This window comes from Ensifer sp. EB106-05-01-XG146, assembly GCF_058791875.1.
The window spans coordinates 1385931-1407383 of the sequence record NZ_JBYTDX010000002.1; the positions used below are offsets into that span (position 1 = coordinate 1385931).

The 21453-nt window shown below is 63.8% G+C and carries 21 protein-coding genes; 4 read left to right on the forward strand and 17 right to left on the reverse strand.

The genetic code is table 11. From position 1 onward, the window contains the following. Nucleotides 1-52: 52 nt before the first annotated feature. From AC3WVQ_RS26475 to kdgD, 6 genes are all read right to left on the reverse strand, one after another. Nucleotides 53-1333: a TRAP transporter large permease gene (locus AC3WVQ_RS26475; RefSeq protein WP_492383229.1), complete on the reverse strand. Its 1281-nt coding sequence runs from the start codon at nucleotides 1331-1333 to the stop codon at nucleotides 53-55. Continuing rightward, nucleotides 1334-1855 (reverse strand): TRAP transporter small permease, encoded by a 522-nt coding sequence (locus AC3WVQ_RS26480; RefSeq protein WP_060520510.1) that lies wholly within the window; start codon nucleotides 1853-1855, stop codon nucleotides 1334-1336. A 79-nt stretch (nucleotides 1856-1934) separates the two neighbouring features. Beyond that, a complete protein-coding gene (locus AC3WVQ_RS26485; protein WP_060520509.1) occupies nucleotides 1935-2912 on the reverse strand; it encodes a TRAP transporter substrate-binding protein in 978 nt (325 codons plus the stop codon). Between the two features lie 121 nt (nucleotides 2913-3033). Next, entirely contained in the window at nucleotides 3034-3906 is an 873-nt protein-coding gene (locus AC3WVQ_RS26490; protein ID WP_492383230.1) for an amidohydrolase family protein, read from the reverse strand. Then, a complete protein-coding gene (locus tag AC3WVQ_RS26495) occupies nucleotides 3903-5045 on the reverse strand; it encodes a mandelate racemase/muconate lactonizing enzyme family protein (RefSeq protein WP_492383231.1) in 1143 nt (380 codons plus the stop codon). Before AC3WVQ_RS26495 ends, AC3WVQ_RS26490 begins: the two co-directional genes overlap by 4 nt. Nucleotides 5046-5065: 20 nt before the next feature. Next, nucleotides 5066-5977, reverse strand: coding sequence for a 5-dehydro-4-deoxyglucarate dehydratase (gene kdgD / locus AC3WVQ_RS26500; protein ID WP_034804438.1), 912 nt, complete (start codon nucleotides 5975-5977; stop codon nucleotides 5066-5068). Nucleotides 5978-6275: 298 nt separating this feature from the next. On the opposite strand from kdgD, the gene AC3WVQ_RS26505 reads away from it, so the two are divergent. Further along, nucleotides 6276-7064 (forward strand): NAD-dependent epimerase/dehydratase family protein, encoded by a 789-nt coding sequence (locus AC3WVQ_RS26505; protein WP_404528298.1) that lies wholly within the window; start codon nucleotides 6276-6278, stop codon nucleotides 7062-7064. Nucleotides 7065-7172: 108 nt separating this feature from the next. After that, nucleotides 7173-7910 carry a FadR/GntR family transcriptional regulator gene (locus AC3WVQ_RS26510; protein ID WP_060520898.1) on the forward strand — a complete coding sequence of 246 codons (738 nt, stop codon included), beginning with the start codon at nucleotides 7173-7175 and terminating at the stop codon, nucleotides 7908-7910. A 21-nt stretch (nucleotides 7911-7931) separates the two neighbouring features. Here AC3WVQ_RS26510 and AC3WVQ_RS26515 read toward each other — a convergent pair whose 3' ends face one another. From AC3WVQ_RS26515 to pcaD, 5 genes are all read right to left on the reverse strand, one after another. Further along, nucleotides 7932-8987 carry a 3-carboxy-cis,cis-muconate cycloisomerase gene (locus AC3WVQ_RS26515; protein ID WP_060520905.1) on the reverse strand — a complete coding sequence of 352 codons (1056 nt, stop codon included), beginning with the start codon at nucleotides 8985-8987 and terminating at the stop codon, nucleotides 7932-7934. 105 nt (nucleotides 8988-9092) lie between these two features. Further along, the gene (gene pcaG, locus AC3WVQ_RS26520; RefSeq protein ID WP_492383232.1) at nucleotides 9093-9707 is read right to left on the reverse strand and encodes a protocatechuate 3,4-dioxygenase subunit alpha; all 615 of its coding nucleotides are present in this window, start codon (nucleotides 9705-9707) and stop codon (nucleotides 9093-9095) included. After that, nucleotides 9707-10456: a protocatechuate 3,4-dioxygenase subunit beta gene (gene pcaH, locus AC3WVQ_RS26525; RefSeq protein ID WP_034801800.1), complete on the reverse strand. Its 750-nt coding sequence runs from the start codon at nucleotides 10454-10456 to the stop codon at nucleotides 9707-9709. The genes pcaG and pcaH overlap by 1 nt, the downstream gene beginning before the upstream one ends. A 12-nt stretch (nucleotides 10457-10468) precedes the next feature. Continuing rightward, nucleotides 10469-10873, reverse strand: a complete 405-nt coding sequence (gene pcaC, locus AC3WVQ_RS26530) for a 4-carboxymuconolactone decarboxylase (protein ID WP_034801802.1) — start codon at nucleotides 10871-10873, stop codon at nucleotides 10469-10471. Next, on the reverse strand, nucleotides 10866-11678 hold the full coding sequence (gene pcaD / locus AC3WVQ_RS26535; protein WP_404528303.1) for a 3-oxoadipate enol-lactonase: 813 nt from the start codon (nucleotides 11676-11678) through the stop codon (nucleotides 10866-10868). Before pcaD ends, pcaC begins: the two co-directional genes overlap by 8 nt. Before the next feature lie 93 nt (nucleotides 11679-11771). Between pcaD and pcaQ the strand changes: the two genes are divergently transcribed. After that, the gene (gene pcaQ / locus AC3WVQ_RS26540; RefSeq protein ID WP_034801846.1) at nucleotides 11772-12698 is read left to right on the forward strand and encodes a pca operon transcription factor PcaQ; all 927 of its coding nucleotides are present in this window, start codon (nucleotides 11772-11774) and stop codon (nucleotides 12696-12698) included. 32 nt (nucleotides 12699-12730) lie between these two features. Here the strand turns inward: pcaQ and AC3WVQ_RS26545 are convergent, their stop codons facing one another. The 6 genes from AC3WVQ_RS26545 to AC3WVQ_RS26570 form a co-directional block, all read right to left on the reverse strand. Continuing rightward, nucleotides 12731-14416, reverse strand: a complete 1686-nt coding sequence (locus AC3WVQ_RS26545; protein ID WP_492383233.1) for a Na/Pi cotransporter family protein — start codon at nucleotides 14414-14416, stop codon at nucleotides 12731-12733. Between the two features lie 22 nt (nucleotides 14417-14438). Continuing rightward, a complete protein-coding gene (locus AC3WVQ_RS26550; RefSeq protein WP_492383234.1) occupies nucleotides 14439-15044 on the reverse strand; it encodes a histidine phosphatase family protein in 606 nt (201 codons plus the stop codon). Then, nucleotides 15041-16141, reverse strand: a complete 1101-nt coding sequence (locus tag AC3WVQ_RS26555) for an ABC transporter ATP-binding protein (RefSeq protein WP_060584557.1) — start codon at nucleotides 16139-16141, stop codon at nucleotides 15041-15043. The genes AC3WVQ_RS26550 and AC3WVQ_RS26555 overlap by 4 nt, the downstream gene beginning before the upstream one ends. After that, the gene (locus tag AC3WVQ_RS26560; protein WP_404528308.1) at nucleotides 16138-17883 is read right to left on the reverse strand and encodes an ABC transporter permease; all 1746 of its coding nucleotides are present in this window, start codon (nucleotides 17881-17883) and stop codon (nucleotides 16138-16140) included. Before AC3WVQ_RS26560 ends, AC3WVQ_RS26555 begins: the two co-directional genes overlap by 4 nt. 61 nt (nucleotides 17884-17944) lie before the next feature. Further along, nucleotides 17945-19066 carry an ABC transporter substrate-binding protein gene (locus tag AC3WVQ_RS26565; RefSeq protein ID WP_192358933.1) on the reverse strand — a complete coding sequence of 374 codons (1122 nt, stop codon included), beginning with the start codon at nucleotides 19064-19066 and terminating at the stop codon, nucleotides 17945-17947. Nucleotides 19067-19196: 130 nt separating this feature from the next. Continuing rightward, nucleotides 19197-20033 carry a MurR/RpiR family transcriptional regulator gene (locus AC3WVQ_RS26570; protein ID WP_034801814.1) on the reverse strand — a complete coding sequence of 279 codons (837 nt, stop codon included), beginning with the start codon at nucleotides 20031-20033 and terminating at the stop codon, nucleotides 19197-19199. A 398-nt stretch (nucleotides 20034-20431) separates the two neighbouring features. Here AC3WVQ_RS26570 and AC3WVQ_RS26575 point away from each other — a divergent pair, with 398 nt between their 5' ends. Then, complete coding sequence (locus AC3WVQ_RS26575) at nucleotides 20432-21256, forward strand: outer membrane beta-barrel protein (RefSeq protein ID WP_404528311.1); 825 nt, start codon at nucleotides 20432-20434, stop codon at nucleotides 21254-21256. Nucleotides 21257-21453 lie beyond the last annotated feature (197 nt).

Here is a 21453-nt window from a genome sequence, read left to right on the forward strand (position 1 = left end):
AAGGCCGGGCCCGGCGGATATGCCGAGCCCCGAGATATCGCGAACGATCAGTTCACTTGAAGACCGAAGGCAGCCACAGCGACAGCGCCGGTATGTAGGTGACCGCCATCAGCACTGCGATGCTGGCGCCGAAGAACGGCCAGATCGTGCGCATCGCCTCGCGGATGGATATCCCGCCGACGGCGCAGCCGACGAAGAGTACGGTTCCGACCGGCGGCGTGTTGAGGCCGATGCCGGCATTGAGGATCATCACCACACCGAAATGCACCGGATCGATGCCGAAGGCCTTGACCACGGGCAACAGCACTGGCGTGCAGATGATCACCATCGGCGCCATGTCCATGAAGGTGCCGAGGATCAAAAGGATGATGTTGATGACGAGCAGCACGATGATCGGGTTTTCCGAGATCGCGCCGATCGCACTGATCATCAATGCCTGCACCTGAAGGAACGCCATCAGCCAGCCGAAGGACGCCGCCATGCCGATGACGAGCAGCACCATGGCCGTCGTGCGCACCGCCCCCATCACCGCCTCGACGAAGCCCGTCCAATTCAGCTCGCGATAAACAAGCATGGCGACGAGGAAGGCATAGAGCACGGCAATGCACGAGCTTTCCGTGGCGGTGAAGACGCCGGAGCGCACGCCGCCAAAGATGATGCCGATCAGCACGATGCCGGGGAACGAGGCGAGCAGGTAGTAGAAGACCTTGGCAAAGCCCGGAAACGGTTCGGACGGATAGCCCCGGCGCCTGGCAACGACATAGGCCGTCACCATCAGCGCAAGCGCGAGCAAGAGCCCCGGGATGATGCCGGCGGTAAAGAGATCGGCAACCGAAACATTACCGCCAGCGGCGATCGAATAGAGGATCATGTTGTGCGACGGCGGAACCATCAGCGCGATGATCGCCGCATTGACGGTGACGTTGACGGCATAGTCGCGGTCGTAGCCGCGCTTGGCCATCTGCGGGATCATCAGACCGCCGACCGCCGAGGCGTCAGCCACCGCCGAGCCGGAGATGCCTCCGAAGAGCGTCGAGGCGACGATATTGACCTGGCCGAGGCCGCCGCGCAGGTGGCCGACGAGGCCGGCCGCAAACTGGATCAGCCGGTTGGCGATGCCGCCGCGCACCATCAGGTCACCGGCAAAGATGAAGAACGGGATCGCCATCATGGCAAAGACGTTCATGCCCGAGTTCAGCTGCTGAAACACCACCACCGGCGGCAGGCCGAGATAGAGCACGGTCGCGAACGAAGCGATGCCGAGGCAGAAGGCGATCGGCGTGCCGATGAGCATCAGGAGGGTGAAGACCCCAAAGAGGATAGTGTAAGCCATTCAGGCCATCTCCTGCACGACGACATCGGCTGCGAGTTCGACGCCGAGAAACTGGTCGATAAATCGCTCCGCGGCAAAAAGGGCGATCATGGCGCCACCGACGATCAGCGGGAAAAAGTCGACGCCGCCGGGCCATCCGAGAACCGGAATGGTCGCCGTCCAGGTGCCGGCCGAAAGGAGCAGGCCGTAATAGGCCATCGCTAACCCGAACACGACGATCAGCCCGAGGCTCGCCAGATCCATGGCAAGCTGCACCGACGGCTTCATCACGTGTCGGACGACATCGAGGCCGAGATGCACGCTTTCGCGTACGCCGACGGCGGCGCCGAGCATGATGAACCAGGCCATGAGATGAAGAGCCAAGGGCTCCGACCAACTCGGAGAGTCGTTGAGCACGTAGCGGGCAAAGACCTGCCAGCCGACGATCAGCGTCATGGCGACCATGCCGATGCCGGCGATGTAGAGCGAAGCGCGGCTCAGCGCGCCTAGAAGCGGACGTATCGTCCGCATGAAACGACGCATGTTTCTTCCTCCTCCGCAAAGGCGATCCGGTAAACAGTTGAAAAGGCCGGCCCCGATCCCGGAGCCGGCCTCACCGCTGTCACTTGACCGCCTTTACCCTTTCGAGAAGGTCCTTCAGCTTCGGGTCGCTGACGAACTGGTCGTAGACCGGCCCCATCGCGGCTGCGAACTCCTCCTTGTTGACCTTGATCACGTTGGCACCGGCAGCGCGGACCTTCTCCTCGGAAGCCTTTTCGCGCGCGCTCCAAAGCTCGCGCATCTTGCCGACGCTGTCCTTGGCCGCTTGGCGAAGCAGCGTCTGATCCTCAGGCGAGAGCTTGTCCCAGCTCGTCTTGGAAATGACGAGGATTTCCGGATTGAGCGAATGTTCGGTCAGAGAATAGTTCTTGGCCACCTCGAAATGGCGGGCGGATTCGTAGGATGGCCAGTTGTTTTCGGCACCATCGACGACGCCCGTCTCGAGCGAGGAATAGACTTCGCCCATCGGCATCGGCGTCGGGTTGGCGCCGAAGGCCTGCATCATCGCGATCCAGAGATCGGATTGCTGCACGCGGATCTTCAGGCCTTTCAGGTCAGCCAGTTTCTCGATCGGCTTCTTGGTCGTGTAGAAGGAACGCGCGCCGCTATCGTAGAAGGCAAGACCGATCAAGCCATGCGGTTCGAAGGCTGCGAGGATTTCGTCGCCGATCGGGCCGTCGACTGTGTTGTGCATATGTTCCGTCGAGCGGAACAGGAAAGGCATGCCGAGGACCATCGTCTCCTTGACGAGGTTGTTGAAGGGTGCTGCGTTGACGCGGTTCATGTCGATGACGCCGAAGCGGGTCTGTTCGATCGTGTCCTTCTCGCCGCCGAGAACGCCGTTGTTCATGACCTCGATCTTGATGCGACCGTTGGTGCGCTCGGAGAGCAATTGCCCCATGTATTTGACCGCATCGACGGTCGGGTAGCCATCCGGATGGATGTCGGCCGAACGCAGGGTGATTTCCTGCGCCTGCGCCGCTGTGCCGGCAAACGCCAGCCCCATGGCGACGCAAAGCATGCTTGCAATTTTCTTCATGTTTTCCTCCTCCTATAGTCGTGCTTCGGCCTCTCCCAAGACCGGGTTGCTGCCCATCCGGGCCGGCATGCGAAATCTCCATGTTGTGGGTTCCACGGGCGCCTCCCAGCACCCGCGGCAACTACACCGCGGCGAAGGCAGGCAGCTTGAACAGGCGTTCCGGGTTCTCGACGAGAGCCAGATGTCTGGCCCGTTCGTCCGGAAGCCAGCCGAGCACGAGGTCTGCCAGCCGTGCATCGTCGGGATAGTCTTCTGTCTTGCGGATCATGTTGTGCGGCCAGTTCGAGCCCCATACGATGCGCTCTGGCGCATGCGCGGCGATCTTCCTGGAGACGGCTGCGACATCCCCATAGGGCCACCCGTCGCGCGAACTCTCGTAGACGCCGGCGAACTTGAACCAGACATTGTCGCGATCGATCATCTTCAAGAGAGCCGCGATCTCCGGTCCATCCGGATCGACGCCGGCAAAGAACTTGCCGTGGTGATCGAGCACCCAGCGTGACCGGATGCGCGCCAGCCGCGGCAGATGGTCGAGCAGCCGGTTGCCGTCGAACTGCACGGCTATCATCCAATCTGCCGCATGTGCCCGCGCATCGACCGCTTCCAACGCATCGAGCCCCACCGCCCCTCCAGGCAGATCCATGATACGGGCACCGACAACGCCCGCGTCGCTGAGCGCGCCGATGTCCGCGTCGGACGTGGTTTCGTCGATGACGGTGACGCCGCGCGCGACATCGCCCATCTCGGCCAGGCAGGCGAGCAGATTGGCGTTATCCTTCTGATGGGCGTTGCCCTGGGTGATGATCACCCGGTCGATGCCGAGCCAGTCCATGACCTGGCGGTAGGCGGCAGCATCCGGCAACGGCTCAACCGGCAAAGGCGGGCCGCCGGGAAGCGATGGATAACCCGGCAGATACATGTGCATCTGCGCGTCGACCGTGCCCGTCGGCAAGCGCGGTTCAGGCGGGCGGCCGGTGAGGGTTCGCTCGATCATTGCGCGCTCTCGGGCATCTTGAACCTGGCGAGCGCGTCACGATCGATCTCGATGCCAAGGCCGGGCGCATCGGGGATGGCAACGACACCGTTGACCGCCTCGATCGGCGCCTTCAGCACCGCCTGCCGGAACGGGTTTTCCGTCCGGTCGAACTCCAGGATCGGTTCGATCGGGTTGACCCGCACCGGATCCGGCGTCATCGCCGCCATGAACTGCAGCGCGGCAGCGATATGCACGCCCGTGCCCCAGACATGCGGCACGATGCGAACGCCGTGCAGCGTCGCAAGGCTCGTGATCTTCGCCATCTCGGAAAAGCCGCCGCAGCCACAGAGATCCGGCTGCAGGATGTCGACGGCACGGCTTTCGATCGCCGGCCACATGCCATAGCGGCCATGCCAGGTCTCGCCGCCGGCAACCGGGATCGGCTGGCCGGCCCTGACCGCGCGATAGGCGGAAAGCTGTTCCGGCACGACCGGCTCCTCGAACCAGTCGATGTCGTAGTCGGCCGCCGCCTTGCCAAGCCGGATCGCCTCGGTGACGGTGTAGCCATGGTTGGCGTCAATCATCAGGCGCATCTCGTCGCCGATCGCCTCGCGCACGGCACGAATGACACGCAGGTCTTCCTCGATGCCGAAGCCGATCTTGATCTTGCAGGCATGGAAGCCTTGCGCCCGGCGCTCGGCCATCTCCAGCGCATTGTCGGAGACCCGGTCGACGCCATCGCGCTTGAAGCTGCCGGTCGCATAGGCGCGCACGCTCTCGCGCCAGCGCCCGCCAAGCAGCATGGAAACGGAGGCACGATAGTGTTTGCCCTTGATATCCCAGAGCGCGATATCGATGCCGGAAAGGGCGGTGACCGCAAGCCCGCGCTGCCCCTGATCGCGCAGCGCGTTGTAGAGGATCGCCCAGAGCTTTTCCGTCTGGCGCGGGTCCTGGCCGATCAGCCAGGTCGTGTACGCCGCAACCACCGCCGCATTCGGCCGCGCCGGGCCGAGGCACTCGCCCCAGCCGATCGTGCCGTCGTCGCACTCGATCTCGACCAGCACATGGGCGCGACGGTCAAAACGCATGGAGGCGCTTTCGAACGGCACGGCCAGCCGATGTTCGAGAAGGTGGGTGCGGACGGCGACGATCTTCATGGGCTATCCTCGCAAAACGCTCATTTCTGACGCTTGTTCGCACCGATGAGCGCGTCGAGCATGGCGACTTCCTCCTCGGTCAAGTCTTTCAGCGGCGCACGCACCGGACCGGCATCAAAACCCTGCAGCCGCACGCCGGCCTTGATCGCCGACACCGCATAGCCCTTGGCGCGGTTGCGGATGGCCATGAACGGATAGAAGAACTCGTTGAGGATGCGCTCGCAGGTGGCGCGCTCGCCGGCGCGAAGGGCGGCATAGAACTCATTGGCAAGGCCCGGCACGAAGTTGAAGACGGCCGAGGAATAGGTGGTGAAGCCGGCACCGAGATAGGCCTCGGCAAACAGTTCCGCCGTCGGCATGCCGCCGAGATACATCAGCCGGTCGCCCATCTTGGCGGTGACCTGGCGCACCAGCCCGATGTCGCCGGTGCCATCCTTGAAGCCGATCAGGTTCGGGCATTCGTCGCACAGCCTTGCAAGCGTGTCGGCCTGCAGCACCGCGTTGTCGCGATTATAGACCATGACGCCGATGCCGACCGACTGGCAGATCTTCTTCACATGGGCATAAAGCCCTTCCTGCGGCGCATCGATCAGATAGTGCGGCAGAAGCAGGATGCCGTCGGCACCGACGCGCTCGACCGAACGGGCGATGTCGACCGCCATCTCCGTGCCATAGCCGCAGCCCGAGACGATCGCCGTGTCGCCGGAAACGTCCTTGGCCGCCCTGACGATGCCGGGGATCTCGTCCGGCTTCAGCGAAAAGAACTCGCCGGTGCCACCGGCCGCAAACAGAACCGGCGCCTTGTAGCCGGCCAGCCACTCGACATGCGCCCGATAGCTGTCCGGCGCAAACCGACCCTCCGCATCGAAATGCGTCACCGGGAACGAAAGCAGGCCCGATCCAAGCGCGGCCTTGATCTGCTCAGGGTTCATTTCGTGCGGGTCCTCCCTAAAACTCGACGCGCCTACTAAGCAAGTCATCACACACATGTCAATATGTCGTAATACAAGTCATCATATAAGATCTGCGGGTCGCCTTTGTACTTCGAAAGCGACGTGACGCCATAAGCCCGAAATTCGGCGCCAAACGCCGCCAAGAGATCGCTCCTTAACAAAATCGCCTCATCGCGAAAGCATTGCAATAGAGATGTATTATATGTTAGCGGATATCATATGATATGTGGGCGCATCGATCGCGGTGAGCGCCTGCACCGGCTTGGGGGGACAGGCGATGGAACGACTTCTGATCACCGGCGCGGCGGGGCAATTGGGCCGCGTCATGCGCGAAAGGCTGGCGCCATTGGCAAGGACGATCCGTCTAGCAGATCGCGCGCCGCTCGATCCGCCGGGTGAAAACGAGGAATGCGTTCAGTGCGACCTGGCCGACCGGCGCGCCGTCAACGAGCTTGTCGTCGGATGCGATGCGATCGTGCATCTGGGCGGCATTTCGGTTGAACGTCCGTTCTCGGAAATCCTCGACGGCAATATTCTCGGCCTCTACAATCTCTATGAGGCGGCGCGCGCCAACAACAAGCCGCGCATCCTCTTTGCCAGCACCAACCACACGATCGGCTACTATCCGCAAGGCGAACGGCTCGGCCCGAACGCGCCCTACCGGCCCGACGGGCTCTACGGCGTGTCGAAGTGCTTCGGCGAAGCGCTGGCGCGCATGTATTTCGAGAAGTTCGGCCAGGAGACCGCCCTGGTCCGCATCGGCTCCTGCCTGCCCGAGCCCGTCAACTATCGCATGCTCTCCACCTGGTTTTCCCATGACGACTTCGTATCCTTGACGGAGGCCGTCTTCCGTGTGCCGGTTCTCGGTTGCCCGGTCATCTGGGGCGCCTCGGCCAACGACGCCGGCTGGTGGGACAATTCGCATGTTTCCTGGCTCGGCTGGCGCCCGAAGGACAATGCCGAAGTTTTCCGTCAGAAAGTCGCTGAAAACGCCCCCACGCCGCAGCCGGGCGACTCTCTCGTGCGCTATCAGGGCGGCGCCTTCGTCGATGATCCGATTTATTGAGACATCACCCTTGGTTCCCGCGCATTGCAGCCAGCCATGGATTGCGCCCTTGATCGGCAATGGCGTATCCAGACACAAAGCACCCAAGTCGCAGAAACGGCCATTCCCATGAGCAACGTCACCGCCTCCGAACCCCCCGCCTCTCAAGGCAAGACGCTGGTGGCCAAGGTAACGGACGCCCTCAGCGGCCAGATCGGCGCCGGGCATTACAAGCCTGGCGACCGCCTGCCTTCGGAAGCGCAGCTGACGCAGGAATTCGGCGTGAGCCGCACGGTCGTGCGCGAAGCGATCGCGGCGCTGCGCTCCGGCGGGCTTGTCGAGGCGCGGCACGGTATCGGTGTCTTCGTGCTGGAGCCTGCGCCTTCGACCCCGCTGCCGTTCCACGGCATCGATCTTGCGCGCGTCTCTTCGCTGATCGAAATGCTGGAACTGAGGACCGCCGTCGAAGGCGATGCCGCAGCGCTTGCCGCCCTTCGCCGTTCGCCGGCCCAGGAAGAAAAGATCGCCGAAGCGTTCGACAGTTTCTGCGAGAGCGCCGCGCAGGGGCGGCCGACGGCGGAGGCCGACTTCAACTTCCATCTGGCGATCGCCCAGGCGACCAACAACCCGCGCTTCAGCGAGTTCCTGCAGATGCTCGGCACGGCGCTCATTCCCCGCCGAGCGGTTTCGGAGAGCGGCGAGGAAACCGTGCTGGCGTCTGCGGAGCTGTCGCGATTGATCGCCGAGCACGAGGCGATCCTCATCGCCATCCAGGATGGAGACGAGGAGCAGGCGCGCAGCGCCATGCGCCAGCACCTCAAGAACAGCCAGGTGCGCTACCGCTCGATGTTGCGCGCGGCCCGCTGAGGGATCGCGTCACCAGCCCGCTCAGGCGCGGCCAAGCCGGCGTATGTTGCCCACGAGTTCGCCAGCCAGACGAAGCGCTGCCGCCGTCGCACCAGCCATCTGCGGCATGATCAGCCATTCCAGCGTCCAGGCGGCGCCGGAACGCTCCTGTTCGTGGATCAGCGCATGGTGCATGCCGGAAAGCTGGGTCGCGTTGAACCGCGCGAGCGCCACCAGAACTTCGGCTGCCACCGGGTTCTGCTTGTGCGGCATTGCCGAGGATCCGCCGCCACCCGCAAGCTCGATCTCGTCGCCCTGCTGCGCCATCAAGGCGATGTCCTGGCCGAACTTGCCGAGGCTGCCCGTGACCAGCGACAGGGCATTGGCAAAGTCCGCCACCTCCGAGCGCTGGCTGTGCCATTGCGGAAAGTCGGCGAGATCGAGTTCTTCGGCAAGCGTCGCGCGCACGTCGTCCGCCCGGTCACCGAGCTTCTCCAGCGTCCCGGCGGCGCCGCCGAACTGGACGGCGAAGAGATCGCGATCCATGGCTTCCAGCCGGTCCTTGTGATCGAGCAGCGGCTCGATCCAGCTGCGCAGCCGGTCCGACACGGTGATCGGGATCGCCGCCTGCATACGGGTGCGCCCCATCAGTCCGCGCTCGCCCCATTCGTTGTCACACTCCTCGAGCACCGTGACGATGTTGCCGAGCCGGACGGCGAAAAGCTCGGCCACCGCCTTCATCCTGAGCATCAGGCTGGTGTCGATGACATCCTGGCTGGTGGCGCCGTAATGCACATAGTCTGCCGCCTCGCCGCCGACGATCAATCGCAACTGTCGCACGAGTTCCGGAACCACCACCCCGTCGGCCGCCACGGCCCGCCTCAGCGCGCTGACGTCGGGCGAAAAGGCGCGGCACGCCTCGGTGATCCGATCGGCAGCCTTGGCCGGAATGATGCCGTGCACGGCTTCGGCCCGCGCAAGCGCCGCCTCGAAGGCGAGCATCGCGTGGATATCGGCGGAAGCCGAGAACTCGGCGGCAACCGCCTCATCCCCCAGCAACCCGGAAAGATAAGGGTGGTCGAAGGCGGAATAGGTCATGATTTCCCCGTTTCTGGTCGCGGATGCGGCTCGCCGAACGAAATGCCACCTGCTGCCCTGAATGCCGCCCATGCGGCACTCCATGTCCAGGCGTGACATTCCTGTTCAGATGTCGAGGAAGACCGTTTCCTTCTCACCCTGCAGGTGAATGTCGAAGACATAATTAGGCGCCGTTCCGGTCGCGACAAGCGTCGCGACGCGATGGCGATGTTCGATGCGCGCAAGCAGCGGATCGGCAGCGTTGGCTGCCGCCTCGTCCGGGAAATACATTCGGGTGTGAAGGCCTATGTTGATGCCCCGCGCGACGATCCAGAAGGTGATGTGCGGCGCCATTTTCCGGTCTTGGCTGTAGGGAACCTGCCCCGGCTTGATGGTCTCGAAGGAAAAGACCCCGTCTTCGGCGCCCGTTGCGCAGCGCCCCCAGCCGGTGAAGTTTGCGTCCGCAGCACCGCGTATCTCGGTCGGCGAATTGTAGAGCCCGGCGGCATCCGCCTGCCAGATCTCGACGAGCGCGTCCTTGAGCGGCGCACCGGCGCCGTCGATCACCCGTCCGGTGATAGTAATGCGCTCGCCACGCGTCTCAGCGTTCATCATCCGCGATCCGAGGTCAGCCTCGTAGACGCCGGTGATGCCGCAGAAGTTCGGGGTGAGGCCGATATGCACGTAGGGCCCGGCCGTTTGCGAGGGCGTCTCCTTGAGGTAGCCGAGTTGCTGAACCATCAGTTGCCCTCCAGCCGGTTCTCGAACAGTGTCGAGCGGCGTCCCCGCAGCACGATATCGAACTTGTAGGCCCGTGCATCGAAGGGAATGGTGTTTGCCCAATCGAGCGGGGCGATCAATTGTTCTACCGCCTGGCGGTCCGGGATGGTGTTGACGATCGGACACTTCCAGATCATCGGGTCGCCCTCGAAATACATCTGGGTGATCAGCCGCTGCGCGAAACCATGGCCGAAGACCGAGAAATGGATATGCGCCGGACGCCAGTCGTTGACGCCGTTCGGCCAGGGATAGGGACCGGGCTTGATCGTCCGGAAAGCGTAGCCCCCTTCCGCGTCGGTGATCGTGCGGCCGCAGCCGCCGAAGTTCGGATCGAGCGGCGCGAGATAACTTTCCTTCTTGTGGCGGTAGCGGCCGCCGGCATTGGCCTGCCAGAATTCGAGCAGCGCCCCAGGCACGGCGCGGCCACGCTCGTCGAGCACGCGGCCATGCACGATGATGCGCTCGCCAATGGCGCTCTCACCGGGCTTGGCGAAATTGTGGATGAGGTCGTTGTCGCGTTCGCCGATGACCGAGTGCCCGAAGACCGGGCCGGTAATTTCCGAAATCGTGCCGTCAAGTGAAAGCAGCGCCTTTTGAGGCGAGCGCAGCACCGAGGTCTTGTAGCCCGGCGTCAGCGCCGGCGCATGCCATCCACGGTCGCGTGGGAAAAAGGCGCCCGTCTCCGGCTTTCCATTGGTTCTGTCGGACATCGCTTCCTCCCGTCAGGCCGCCGTGCCGGCATCGATCTCGGCAAAGACCTGCTTGGCGATCTTGATCGCGTGGTTGGCCGCCGGCACGCCGGCATAGATCGCCACGTGCAGCAGCGCCTCGCAGATATCCTCGCGGGTCGCACCGGTATTGGCGGTCGCCCGCACATGCATGGCAACCTCGTCGTCCTGGCCGAGGGCGGCGAGCAACGCGATCGTCACGATCGAGCGCTCACGCTTCGTCCAGGTCGGCCGCGACCAGACATGGCCCCACGCCGCTTCGGTGATCAGCTCCTGGAAGGGGCGGTCGAATTCGGTGGAAACCGACTGCGTCCGATCCACGTGATTGTCGCCGAGCACCGCACGGCGCGTGGCCATGCCCTGGCGATAGCGATCGGAGGGCGCAGAAGCGTCACTCATGGGTCCTGTCTCCATGCATTGCAATTTCGAAGAAGGCGCGCAGCACCGCGGTCAAGGCTTCCGGGTTTTCGACGCAGGGAATGTGACCGGCATCGCGGATGACTTCGTAGCGCGCACCGGGAATGAGGCGGGCGGTGGCAAGCACGACATCCGGCGGCGTCGAGCCGTCCTGATCGCCGACGACGCAAAGCGTCGGCACGGCGATGCGGGCTGCCGCCTCGGTATAGTCGGCGTCGCGGATGGCGGCGCAGGTGGCGACGTATCCGGTTACAGGCTGACGGACGAGCATGTTGCGATAGCCGGCATAGGCGATGTTTTCCGGGCGGCGAAACGCCGGCGTGAACCAGCGCTCGAGCACGCTATCGGCAATCGCCTCGATGCCGTGTTCCTCTACCGCCGCGATGCGTGCGGCCCAGGTCTCGGCCGTGCCGATCTTGTGCGCCGTGTCGCAAAGGACGAGCGCCCGCACCAGATCGGGCCGTCGCTGGTAGAGCGACTGCACAATCAGGCCGCCGACCGAGAGGCCGCAGATGATCGCCTGCTTGACCGAGAGCATGTCGAGCAGGCCGGCAAGGTCGTTCGCATGGTCCTCGATCGCATAGGGTGTGGGCCCGATATCCGAGAGGCCATGGCCGCGTTTGTCGTAGAGGACGATGGCAAAATCGCCGGCAAGACGGACGATGACATCGCGCCAGATGCGAAAATCCGTGCCGAGCGAATTGGCGAAAACCAGCACCGGCCGGTCGCCGGTGGCGCCGATCACCTGATAGTGGATCGTAATGTCGTTGATACGGGCAAACTGCACGGGCTCTCTCCTCCGCCACCAAATTGGATATTTAATCTGGTTAGGTAAAATGATATTTCATGGCATTTCATTAACTTGAGGGTTATGAATTCCATGATCGACGCCCGGGTCAAGTTTCGCCATCTACAGACATTTGTCGAGGTCTCCCGGCAGAAGAGCGTGATGAAGGCGGCCGAGCTGCTGCATGTCAGCCAGCCGGCCGTGACCAAGACGATCCGCGAACTCGAAGAGGTGCTTGGCGTCGCGGTCTTCGAGCGCGACGGGCGCGGCATCAAGATAACGCGCTACGGCGAGGTGTTCCTGCGCCACGCCGGTGCGGCGCTGACGGCGCTTCGGCAGGGGCTCGATTCCGTCTCGCAGGAACGGTCCGGCGACGGCGTTCCGGTCCGCATCGGAGCGCTGCCGACCGTCTCGACGCGGATCATGCCGCATGCCATGACGCTGTTTCTCAAGGAGGAGACCGGCGCCCGCATCAAGATCGTCACCGGCGAGAATGCAGTCCTCCTCGAACAGCTGCGCGTCGGCGATCTCGATCTGGTCGTCGGGCGGCTTGCGGCACCGGAAAAGATGACCGGCTTTTCCTTCGAGCATCTCTATTCGGAACAGGTGGTCTTTGCCGTCAGGGCCGGACATCCGCTGCTTGCCGGCGCCCACTCCACCTTTGCGCGGCTCGCCGACTTCCCGGTCCTGATGCCGACACGCGCCTCGATCATCCGCCCCTTCGTCGAGCGCTTCCTGATCACAAATGGCATTGCCAGTCTGCCGAACCAGATCGAGACCGTGTCCGACGCCTTCGGCCGGGCCTTCGTGCGGGCGAGCGATGCGATCTGGATCATCTCCGCCGGCGTCGTCGCCGCCGATGTCGACGATGGCACGATCGCAATCCTGCCGATCGACACAAGCGAAACGAAAGGTCCTGTTGGCCTGACCATGCGCGCCGACGCGGTGCCGCCGCTCGCCCTTTCTCTGCTGATGCAGACTATCCGAGAGGCGGCGACAGCGGTCTCAGCCAAGCTCTAGCAGCGCCTGGCCGATCGACATCGCCTTTGCGATCATCTCGCACCGGCAACCGCTCCGACGTTGATAATTCGGCTGCTGCTCAACAGGCCTGCGGCCTGCACCAGCGGATAACCGGCGGCTGCGATATCGGAATTGATCCGGTGGAGGTCGCGCACGAGGTCGATGAAGAGGGCATTGTCTCTCGCACCGGCCGCCGTCTCCACATGCTCGCCGCCGAGATGCCGGCGCACGATTTCATCTTCGAGTTCACGGAAGCGGTCCTTTTGGGCCGCGAGCCGCGATGCGGCCGCGACGTCGCGGGAGGAGAGGGCCGCAGGCAACAATCGCAACGAGGCCACGATCACCTCCGAGAGCGCCTCGATCGCCGCACGCTGGCTGACGGTGAACTGAATGTTCTGCTTGATTTTCGCCCTGATGCGATCGGCAAGGCTTAGCTTGATGACGTCGCCCGCATGTTCGAGATTGCTCGCAAACAACATGATCTCATGGGCTCTGCTCGTCTCTCCGGCCGGCAACCCGTCCTGTGTCAATTGTCCGAGATAGGCGTGCACCGACGCCATGTAATTGCCGAGCCGTGCATCCACGGGCAGCAGTTCCTTCAGATTTTCGAGCCTGCCGGCCTGTAACGACGTCAGCGCCATCCGGAACATGCGCTCCAGCAATTCGCTCATGCGGATCGTTTCGGTCGTTGCATTGCTGAGCGCGATTGCCGGCGTCTCCAGCGACATGCTGTCGAGATAGCGCGGAGACGTCAAGGGATCGCCAACGACCGGCGCTGGCGGGACAAGCCGTTCCACAAGGTTCACGACGAACGACGACAGCGGCAGGAACACGGCCGCAACGACCAGGTTGAAGGTGACGTGAAGACCGACCGCGACATGCAACGGATCGGTGGGTAGACGGCCGGCAATATCGACGATCTGCCGCGCGAAGGGCAGCAGCGACACGGCCAGAAGCCCGCGGCAGAAGAGATTGGCGACCGGCAGCTTGCGGGCAGATGGCGGCTGGTCGAGCGTGGCGCTGACCGCCGGAAGTCCCCCGCCGAAATTGATTCCGAGGATAAGCGGGACGGCGCCGGCGACTTCGAGGCTGCCGTTCATCAGGAGCGAGGCGACGAGCAGGATGACGGCAAGCGTCGAGTGGAACAGCCATGCAAGCATTGCACCGACGAGGAAGCCAAGCACGGGCTCCGTCGCGACCGCCTGCAGGACATCGTGGAAAAGCGTGGCTTCGCGCAGTGGCGCGGTCGCCGACACGATCACCTTCAAGGCCATCAGCATCAGCCCGAGGCCCATCAGGATGCGGCCGGCGTTACGCGGTCGGAATTCGCCGGATACGCTGAATGCGATGTATCCGGTCAGGAGAAACAGCGGAGCGAGCACGCCGGCAAGCGACGAGCCGGAGGCAAAGAGGCCGGAGACGAGCGCGGAGCCGATATCCGCCCCGAGCAGGACGGCGAGCCCGGTCCGGGCCGAAATCGCACCGGCGCCTGCAAGCCCGGCAACGATCAGCGCCATGGCCGTGGCGCTGCCGAGCACGGCGGTCGCAAGGACCCCGCCACCGAAGGCGGTAAGCCGGTTCGACAGGCGTTCTTCGACAAAGCGCTGCAGCCGGTCGCCCCAGCCGCGCATGACGCCAGTGCGCACCATGCGAACGCCCCACAGAAGCAGCGCCACGCCACCCAGAAGTTCCAGGATAACGAATGTTCCGGAGTTCATCTCATGCCCCTCGCCGCAAGTATCAGTCGGCGACGAAGTCGTCGGGTGCGACAGATCCGATGTTGTAGCCCTCCAGCTGCGCGGTCATGCTGCCGCGCCGCGGGAAATGCAGGATGGTCGCCGTCCCCGGCGTGACGGGGACGACGCGCGACGGGGGAAGATCGAGGAATTCGTGGCAGGCGGCGCGCACCACGCCGCCATGGGCAACCACGAGCAGGTCCCCTTCGGTGCGCGACATCCAGTCATGCACGCCTTCGGCCACGCGGCCGCGAAAGGCGCCCCAGGTTTCGCCGTTGGCCGGCGTGAACGTACCGGCGCGCCATGCGGCATATTCTTCCGGCCGCTCGGCGATCAGATCCGGCTTGCGCCGTCCCGTCCATTCGCCCATGTCCAATTCGCGGAAGCGCTCGTCGGTCGGCGCGTCCGGGTGACCGATGAGGGCGACCGTCTGCCGGGTGCGGCCGAGATCGGAGGCGATAATGCGAACCGGCTTCAACGCCTTGGCGTAGGGGCGGAACCGCCTCACCTGCGCGACCCCACGCTCGGACAGGAGCGAGTTGTCCTGTCCCTGGAGGCGTTGTTCGGCGTTCCAATGAGTTTCGCCGTGGCGCATGAGGATGAGCCTCATTGTTGGATCCTTTCTCCGGTGGCGGCGAAAACCGCATCGGGGGTGCGAATGAAGGAAAGGGGGATCGGCTCCCCCGGTGTGGCGGTGAAGTAGCTGTCGGCCATGGCCGTAACGCGCAGGTCGCCGACCATGGCGGTCACCATGGTTCGGCCCGCGATCGGTGCTGCTTCGGCAAAGCGGGCCATAAGCGACGGTGCTCCGGCGACCGCGCCGACGCTGACGTCTTCGGCACGGTAGAGCAGTTGCGCATCGTCGCGGCCGGCCGCCACGGAAGCCGGCGCGAGCACCATATCGCCGAAGACGAGGCCGTCGCCGGCGCGGTGCACCGGTATCAGGTTTGCCGGCGGCGTGCCGAGGAAGGTCGCAACGAAGGTGGTCTGCGGATTGCGCAGGAGATCGATCGGCTTGCCAAACTGTTCGACGCGGCCGTTGTTGAGCACGGCGACATGGGTCGCCATGGTCATCGCCTCGACCTGGTCGTGCGTGACGTAGACCGATGTCGCCCCCGTCGCCCGGTGGATGCGCATCAGCTCGCTGCGCATCTCGATGCGCAGCTTGGCATCGAGGTTCGACAGCGGCTCGTCGAACAAAAGAATGCTCGGCTGTGGCGCGATCGTGCGGGCGATCGCCACGCGCTGCTGCTGGCCGCCGGAGATCTCGGCCGGATACCGTTCGGCAAGCGTGTCGATGCCGAGAAGCGAAAGCACTTCCCGCACACGCTGCTCGCGCTTGTCGCGCGGCCATCTGGCGACCTTCAGCGGCCAGGCGATGTTGCCGGCGACCGTCATGTGCGGCCAGAGCGCATAGCTCTGGAACACGAGCCCGGCGTTGCGCTTGCCGGCGTCGGCAATGACGCCGCCCGCACCGCTCGATACGGTCTGCCCGACGAAGGCGATTTCGCCTTCGCTCGGGCTTTCAAGCCCGGCCAGCATGCGCAGAAGGGTCGACTTGCCGCAGCCCGAGGGGCCGACGAGCACGAGAAAGGATCCCGCCGGTACCGAGATGTTGACGTCCTTGACGGCGGTAAAGGCGCCAAAGCGTTTGACGAGGCTGCGGATCTTGATGGCGTCCGCAGTGCCGGTTGCTAAAGCATTCATGGTGCTTTCCATTTCTGGACACGGTTCTGCAGGCTGTGGGCCACGAAGGAGGCAGCCAGGCAGACGACGAGGATGACGAGGGTGATGGCATTGGCGAACTGCAGGAAGCCTTCCGCAGCATAGCGATAGGCGACCATGCTCAAGACCGGCGAGGTGGCGGTGAACAGCAGCACGACCAGCGAGAGATCCCGCACCATCTTGACGAAGACGAGGATCGCGCCGGCAAAGAGGCCCCGGATCGCGAGGGGAAAGATGATCGCGAACAGGCGACGGATCAGTCCCGCACCCGTCAGCCGGGCGCTTTCCTCGATGTCGGCGGAGATCTGGCCCAGCACCGACCGCCCCGACTGCACGGCAAAAGGCAGATTGTGCGCCGATGCCGCGATGACCAGCAGGGCGAAGGTGCCGTAGAGCGAAGGCAGCGGCCCGATCGGCGCGCCGAAGAGCGCGATATAGGCCGCGGCAAAGGCGATGCTCGGCACCAGAAGCGGCAGGAAGGCGAGCTGGCTCAGCAGCGTCGCGAGCAGGCTGCCGCGGCGCTGGACGATGGTATAGGCCAGCCCAAGACCGAGCAGCATCGTGGTGAAGGCGACGACCAGCCCGAGACGGATCGTGTTCCAGATCGCGTCGATCAGCACCGGATTGCGGAAGATACCCGCTTGCCCCTGCGCCATCTCGCCGCCACCTTCGCCGATCCAGAAGTGCAGCGTCCAGTTGGAAAACAGCGCGCCGCTCTGCGGTGCCAGGCTCGACGCGGCCAGCACGAGGACCGGCAGCACCGTGGTCAGAAACCCGATGATGACGGCGATGGCAAAGAGTGGCCAGCGCCAGGCGCCAAGCGGGAAGCGTTTGGTCCGCCCGCCTTTGCCGGTCACCGTGATGAAGGCCTTGCGACCGGAGACGATACGATCGGAGAGCCACAGGAACATTGCCGACACTGCAATGAGCAGCAGCGCAAGCACGAAGCCGCGTTCGTTCTGCCCGGTCTCGATCATGCCGAAGAGACGGGTCGAAAGCGTCTGCATCCGCACCGGCAGGCCGAGCAAAGCGGGTGCCGCGAAATTGGCGACGGCACCGGCGAAGGTCAGCGATGCCGCGGCAATCAGCGCCGGCGTGACCACCGGCAGGATGATGCCGAAGAAGATGCGCGGGCGCTTGGCGCCGGCCATCTGGCCTGCCTCGACGAGATCGGCGCCGACCGAACTCAAGGCCGCGGCGATGATCGTATAGGCGAGCGAATAATAGTGCGCGATCAGCACGATCGCCGTCGGGATGAGTCCCCAGGCGAGCCAGTCGGGAATGGCAAGGCCGCTGGTTTCGAAGAAGCCGGCCGAACCGCCGAGACGCGAATTGCGAAACAGCGTGCCCCAGGCAAGGGCTGCGGCAAAGCTCGGGATCATGTAGGGCAGCGACGCCATCAGGCCGAGGAAGCGACGGCCCGGCACGTCCGTCAGCACCACAAGCCAGGCAAGGAAGCCGCCGATGAGCAGGCAGCCGGCGCCGACGCTGAAACCGAGGATCATGGTATTGAGGAGCGGCCGCCACCAGAGGTTGGCCGAGAGCGGGCTGGCGAGCACGGCCTTCCAGGCCGCGATGCCTTCAGGCGTCAGCGTCGTGAAGAGGATGCGCAAGAGCGGAGCGACGACCAGGATCGCGACGATGGCGACGAGAATTGCCGGCAAGAGGAAGCCCGATCGGAGCAGCCGGCTGCCCGATGGTGCGGATATCGATAGGGATGTCATGTCAGAGCCTCGGCGTCTGTCGGCACGCGTTTTGGAAAAGCGTGCCGACAGACGGTTTCCGTTACTGGAGCGTGATGATCAGGTCGGCAATGCGCCCGCGCGCGGCGGCCGTCTTTGCCGGGTCGATCGTCCAGGCCTTTAAGTCATCGAGCTTCACAGAGTCCGGATGGTGGGCGATGGTCTTGCGGGTCGCGTAGTCGCCGGGGACGTTGAAGGGCTCGAAGCCCGCCCCGCCGGTCGGCGTATCGTCGCCGAACATGAAGTCGATCAGCAACCGAGCGGCCGCCGGATGCGGCGCCTTGTCTGCGACCGTCAGTACCGCCGGAAACAGGATGCCGTTGGCCGGCTCGACATTGTTGGCGATCTGCAGCGCCCAGCCCTCCTTCTCGTTGTCACGACGGTCGGAATAGGTGCCGAAACCGACGGGCGGGCTCTTGGCGTTGACGTCTCCCACCGACTTGTTGAGGACGTCGCTGTTGGGAACCAGGATCAGGTCGTTGGCGAAGAGGTCCTTGATGAACTGCTCACCGGCGCCCTGAAGATCACTTTCGACTTCGATATCCTTGCCGAAATGCGCCTTGTAGGCGGCGGCCATTTCGTCCGGATGCAGCGCGATCTCGGTCAGGAGATCGAGCAGTTCGCCACGCTGGCTCGGGTCGACCATCAGCACCCTTCCCTGCCATTCCGGCTGGGTGAGCTGCCAGAGATTACTGACGGGCGAACCATCAGGAAAAGCCTTCTCGTTGTACATCAGCACCTTCGTCGAGAGGCGCTGGGTCAGGAGCGGCGCCTTGTAGCGATCCTCCAGTTCGTTCGCGACCCGCGGTGGCACATAGTTCACGATCCGCTTCCCCTCCAGAAGCTTGGTGAACACGACAGGTGTGTCGGCAATATAGAGCACGTCGACAGCATGCACGCCGGCCTGTTGCTCCGCTTCGACACGCGCGATCTGCTTGGTCGAACTCATGTCGAGACCGATGAGGTCGATGCCCGGATAGGTCTCTTCGAAGGCCTTCTCGATCTTGGCTATGCGGCTCGACAATGAGAAGACTGTAACGCTTCCCTCCTTCTGTGCGAGCGGCAGCAATTGCTGCGGCGTCAGACCGTCGAGATCGGACGCCATCGCCATCGACGGCAGTACGAAACATGCGGCAAGTGCGGCACTGGACAGTTTTTTCAGCATTTCGTTCTCCTCCCTTTATAGTTCCCCGCTAGAGCATCCTGCCTTCAAGTGGGATCACTTGCGGGCGGAAAGATGCTCTAGAATCAAAGTATTAGAACGTCCTTTGTGCGTTCTTGTGAACGCAGGCGCTCTAGTCGAAGTCGTTGAACAACTCCGACAGCTTCTCCAGCCTGCCGATCACCTGCCCCTGGTGGCGGCCGGCGATCGTCAGCACGATGGCGTTGACGATCGCAAACGGGATCGTCGGTGTCTGAAATTCGCTGCCCGAGCGTCCCCTCGGCGCTGCAAGCATCAGATCGGCAGCGGGCTCCATCAGCGGCCCGACCAGATCGGAAACGAGGATCGAGGGCGCACCGACCCGTGCCGCATGCCGCATCAGCGGGGCGTAGCTTTGCGGCTGTTTGCGAAAGGCAAGCGCCACGATGAGGTCGCCTGCCTCCATGCTGACCAAGCGCTCGGCGATGTCCCGGCCGCGCCCCGTCAGCTGGATCGTGGTCATGCCGAAGCGATCGAGGCGACGCTGCAGGAAGCCGGCCACGGATTGCGCGTGCCCCTGCCCGAAGATGAAGACGCGACGTGCGGAAAAAATCATGTCCGCGGCCCTGTCGATATCCGTCTGCTCGACGGACCGGGCGAGCGTTTCGAGCGCGCTGATCTCGGCCGCAATCAGATCGGTCAGGTAGTCGCCATGCTCGACCTTCGAGACCGAGCGGCGCATGCGGTTGGCCGCGTCCTGATCGTCCAGCACCTCGCGCTGCAGCTGCGCGCGAAGGTCCGGAAAGCCCTTGTAGCCAAGCTTCTGCGCCAGCCGGGTGGCGGTGGCCTCATGAACGGAGGCGCGCTGGGAAAGCTGCGGGCCCGACAGGAACGCGGCCTCCGCCCGGTTTTCCAGCATGGTGGTGATCAGCTTCTGATCCGCATCGGTAAGCCGCCTGGAATGCGTCTTAATGCGATCGAGTATCGTCATGACGTCCCCGCAAGTTCATTTGCAGGATCCATCGTTCCTGCAATTTTCCGTGCCGTCAATAATGGCAATGCAAGAATCTTTGCAAGGGTCTGCAATGGGTGATGCCGCCTGTCTGCAGATGGGGTCCCGGCCCTGCAGGTTACCGGCTAGACGCCCCAGCAAACCTACCTGCGCGCGCTCCCGGCAGGACAACCTGCAACCTGTGCGTTTACCCAACAGATTCTTTGCAAAGCACCGCAAACCGATGCCGCCGGCCGTGATTGCGCCGGACAAGCTCAGTCCCTCGAACGATTGCTCCTCCGATTTCGGCGCTCTCTCCACGCAACCCACACACGGCCTCAACGAATCCTGTGCCTGCCGGTTGCACCGCTGATTGCAGAGAAACTCCGAGAACCACCATGAGCGATCCCCAAACGACAGACCTTACCTTCGGCCCAACCCCGGGCAGCCGTCCCAGGAAACGGGAATGGGCGATCGGAGGCTTCAGCTGGCTTCTGACGAAACACATGTTTCTGGCGGTGACGGCCACCATTGGGGTGCTGACGTCGGGATCGTTCATTTACATGTACGTCCTCTATCTGACGCACCCCGACGCGGTCCTCGAGCCGGTCACCCTGTTCGAGCTCCTGGTTATGGCCGCAGTGCTCATCGTCAGCCTCATCATCGCTGCGACCATCGGCGGTCGCCTCAGCCACCGGATCGTGAACGCACTGGTGCTCATCCGCGATGCCGCAAAGGCGATCGCGATGGGAAATTTCTCCACCCGCGTGCCCGTTCGATCAAGACGACTGGGGGAGGTCGACGATGTGATCGACCATTTCAACCGGATGGCTGAACTGCTGGAGAACGCAGAGAAGGAGTTGCAGTACCAGAACAACGCCATTGCCCATGAGCTGCGAACGCCGCTGACGGTGCTGCGGGGCCGCCTGCAGGGAATGCGCGACGGCGTCTTCAAGCCAACCACCGAGCTTTACGATGGCTTGACGGTGGGCGTCACCACCGCCCGCTTCGAGGGCAAAGGCAACCTAACCTCACGCGATCGCTGGCACACGGGCTGGACCTATGGTGCGGGCGCAGAGATGGGATTTACCGAAAACATCTCCGGCAAGGCCGAATATACCCAGACCCGCTTCAACGGCGTGGACTCCACGATCGGTGGCGTGAAGGGCTCGAACAATCTGGTCAATCACGCGATCAAGACGGGCCTGAACTTCCGCTTCTGATCTCGACACGCCCGGTTGTAATGTCCCCTAGCGCCGGTCGGGCGAGCAGCAACACTTCGCCAACCGGCGGCGCCTCGGCAGGCGCAGACTTCCTCGCTTCGGGTATTCCGCGGTTCAGTACAGGGCGCACGGCTCTGTATCCGCTGCGCTCCACACCGGGGAGTTGCAAGATGTAGTCACTCGAACACGCCGATCAA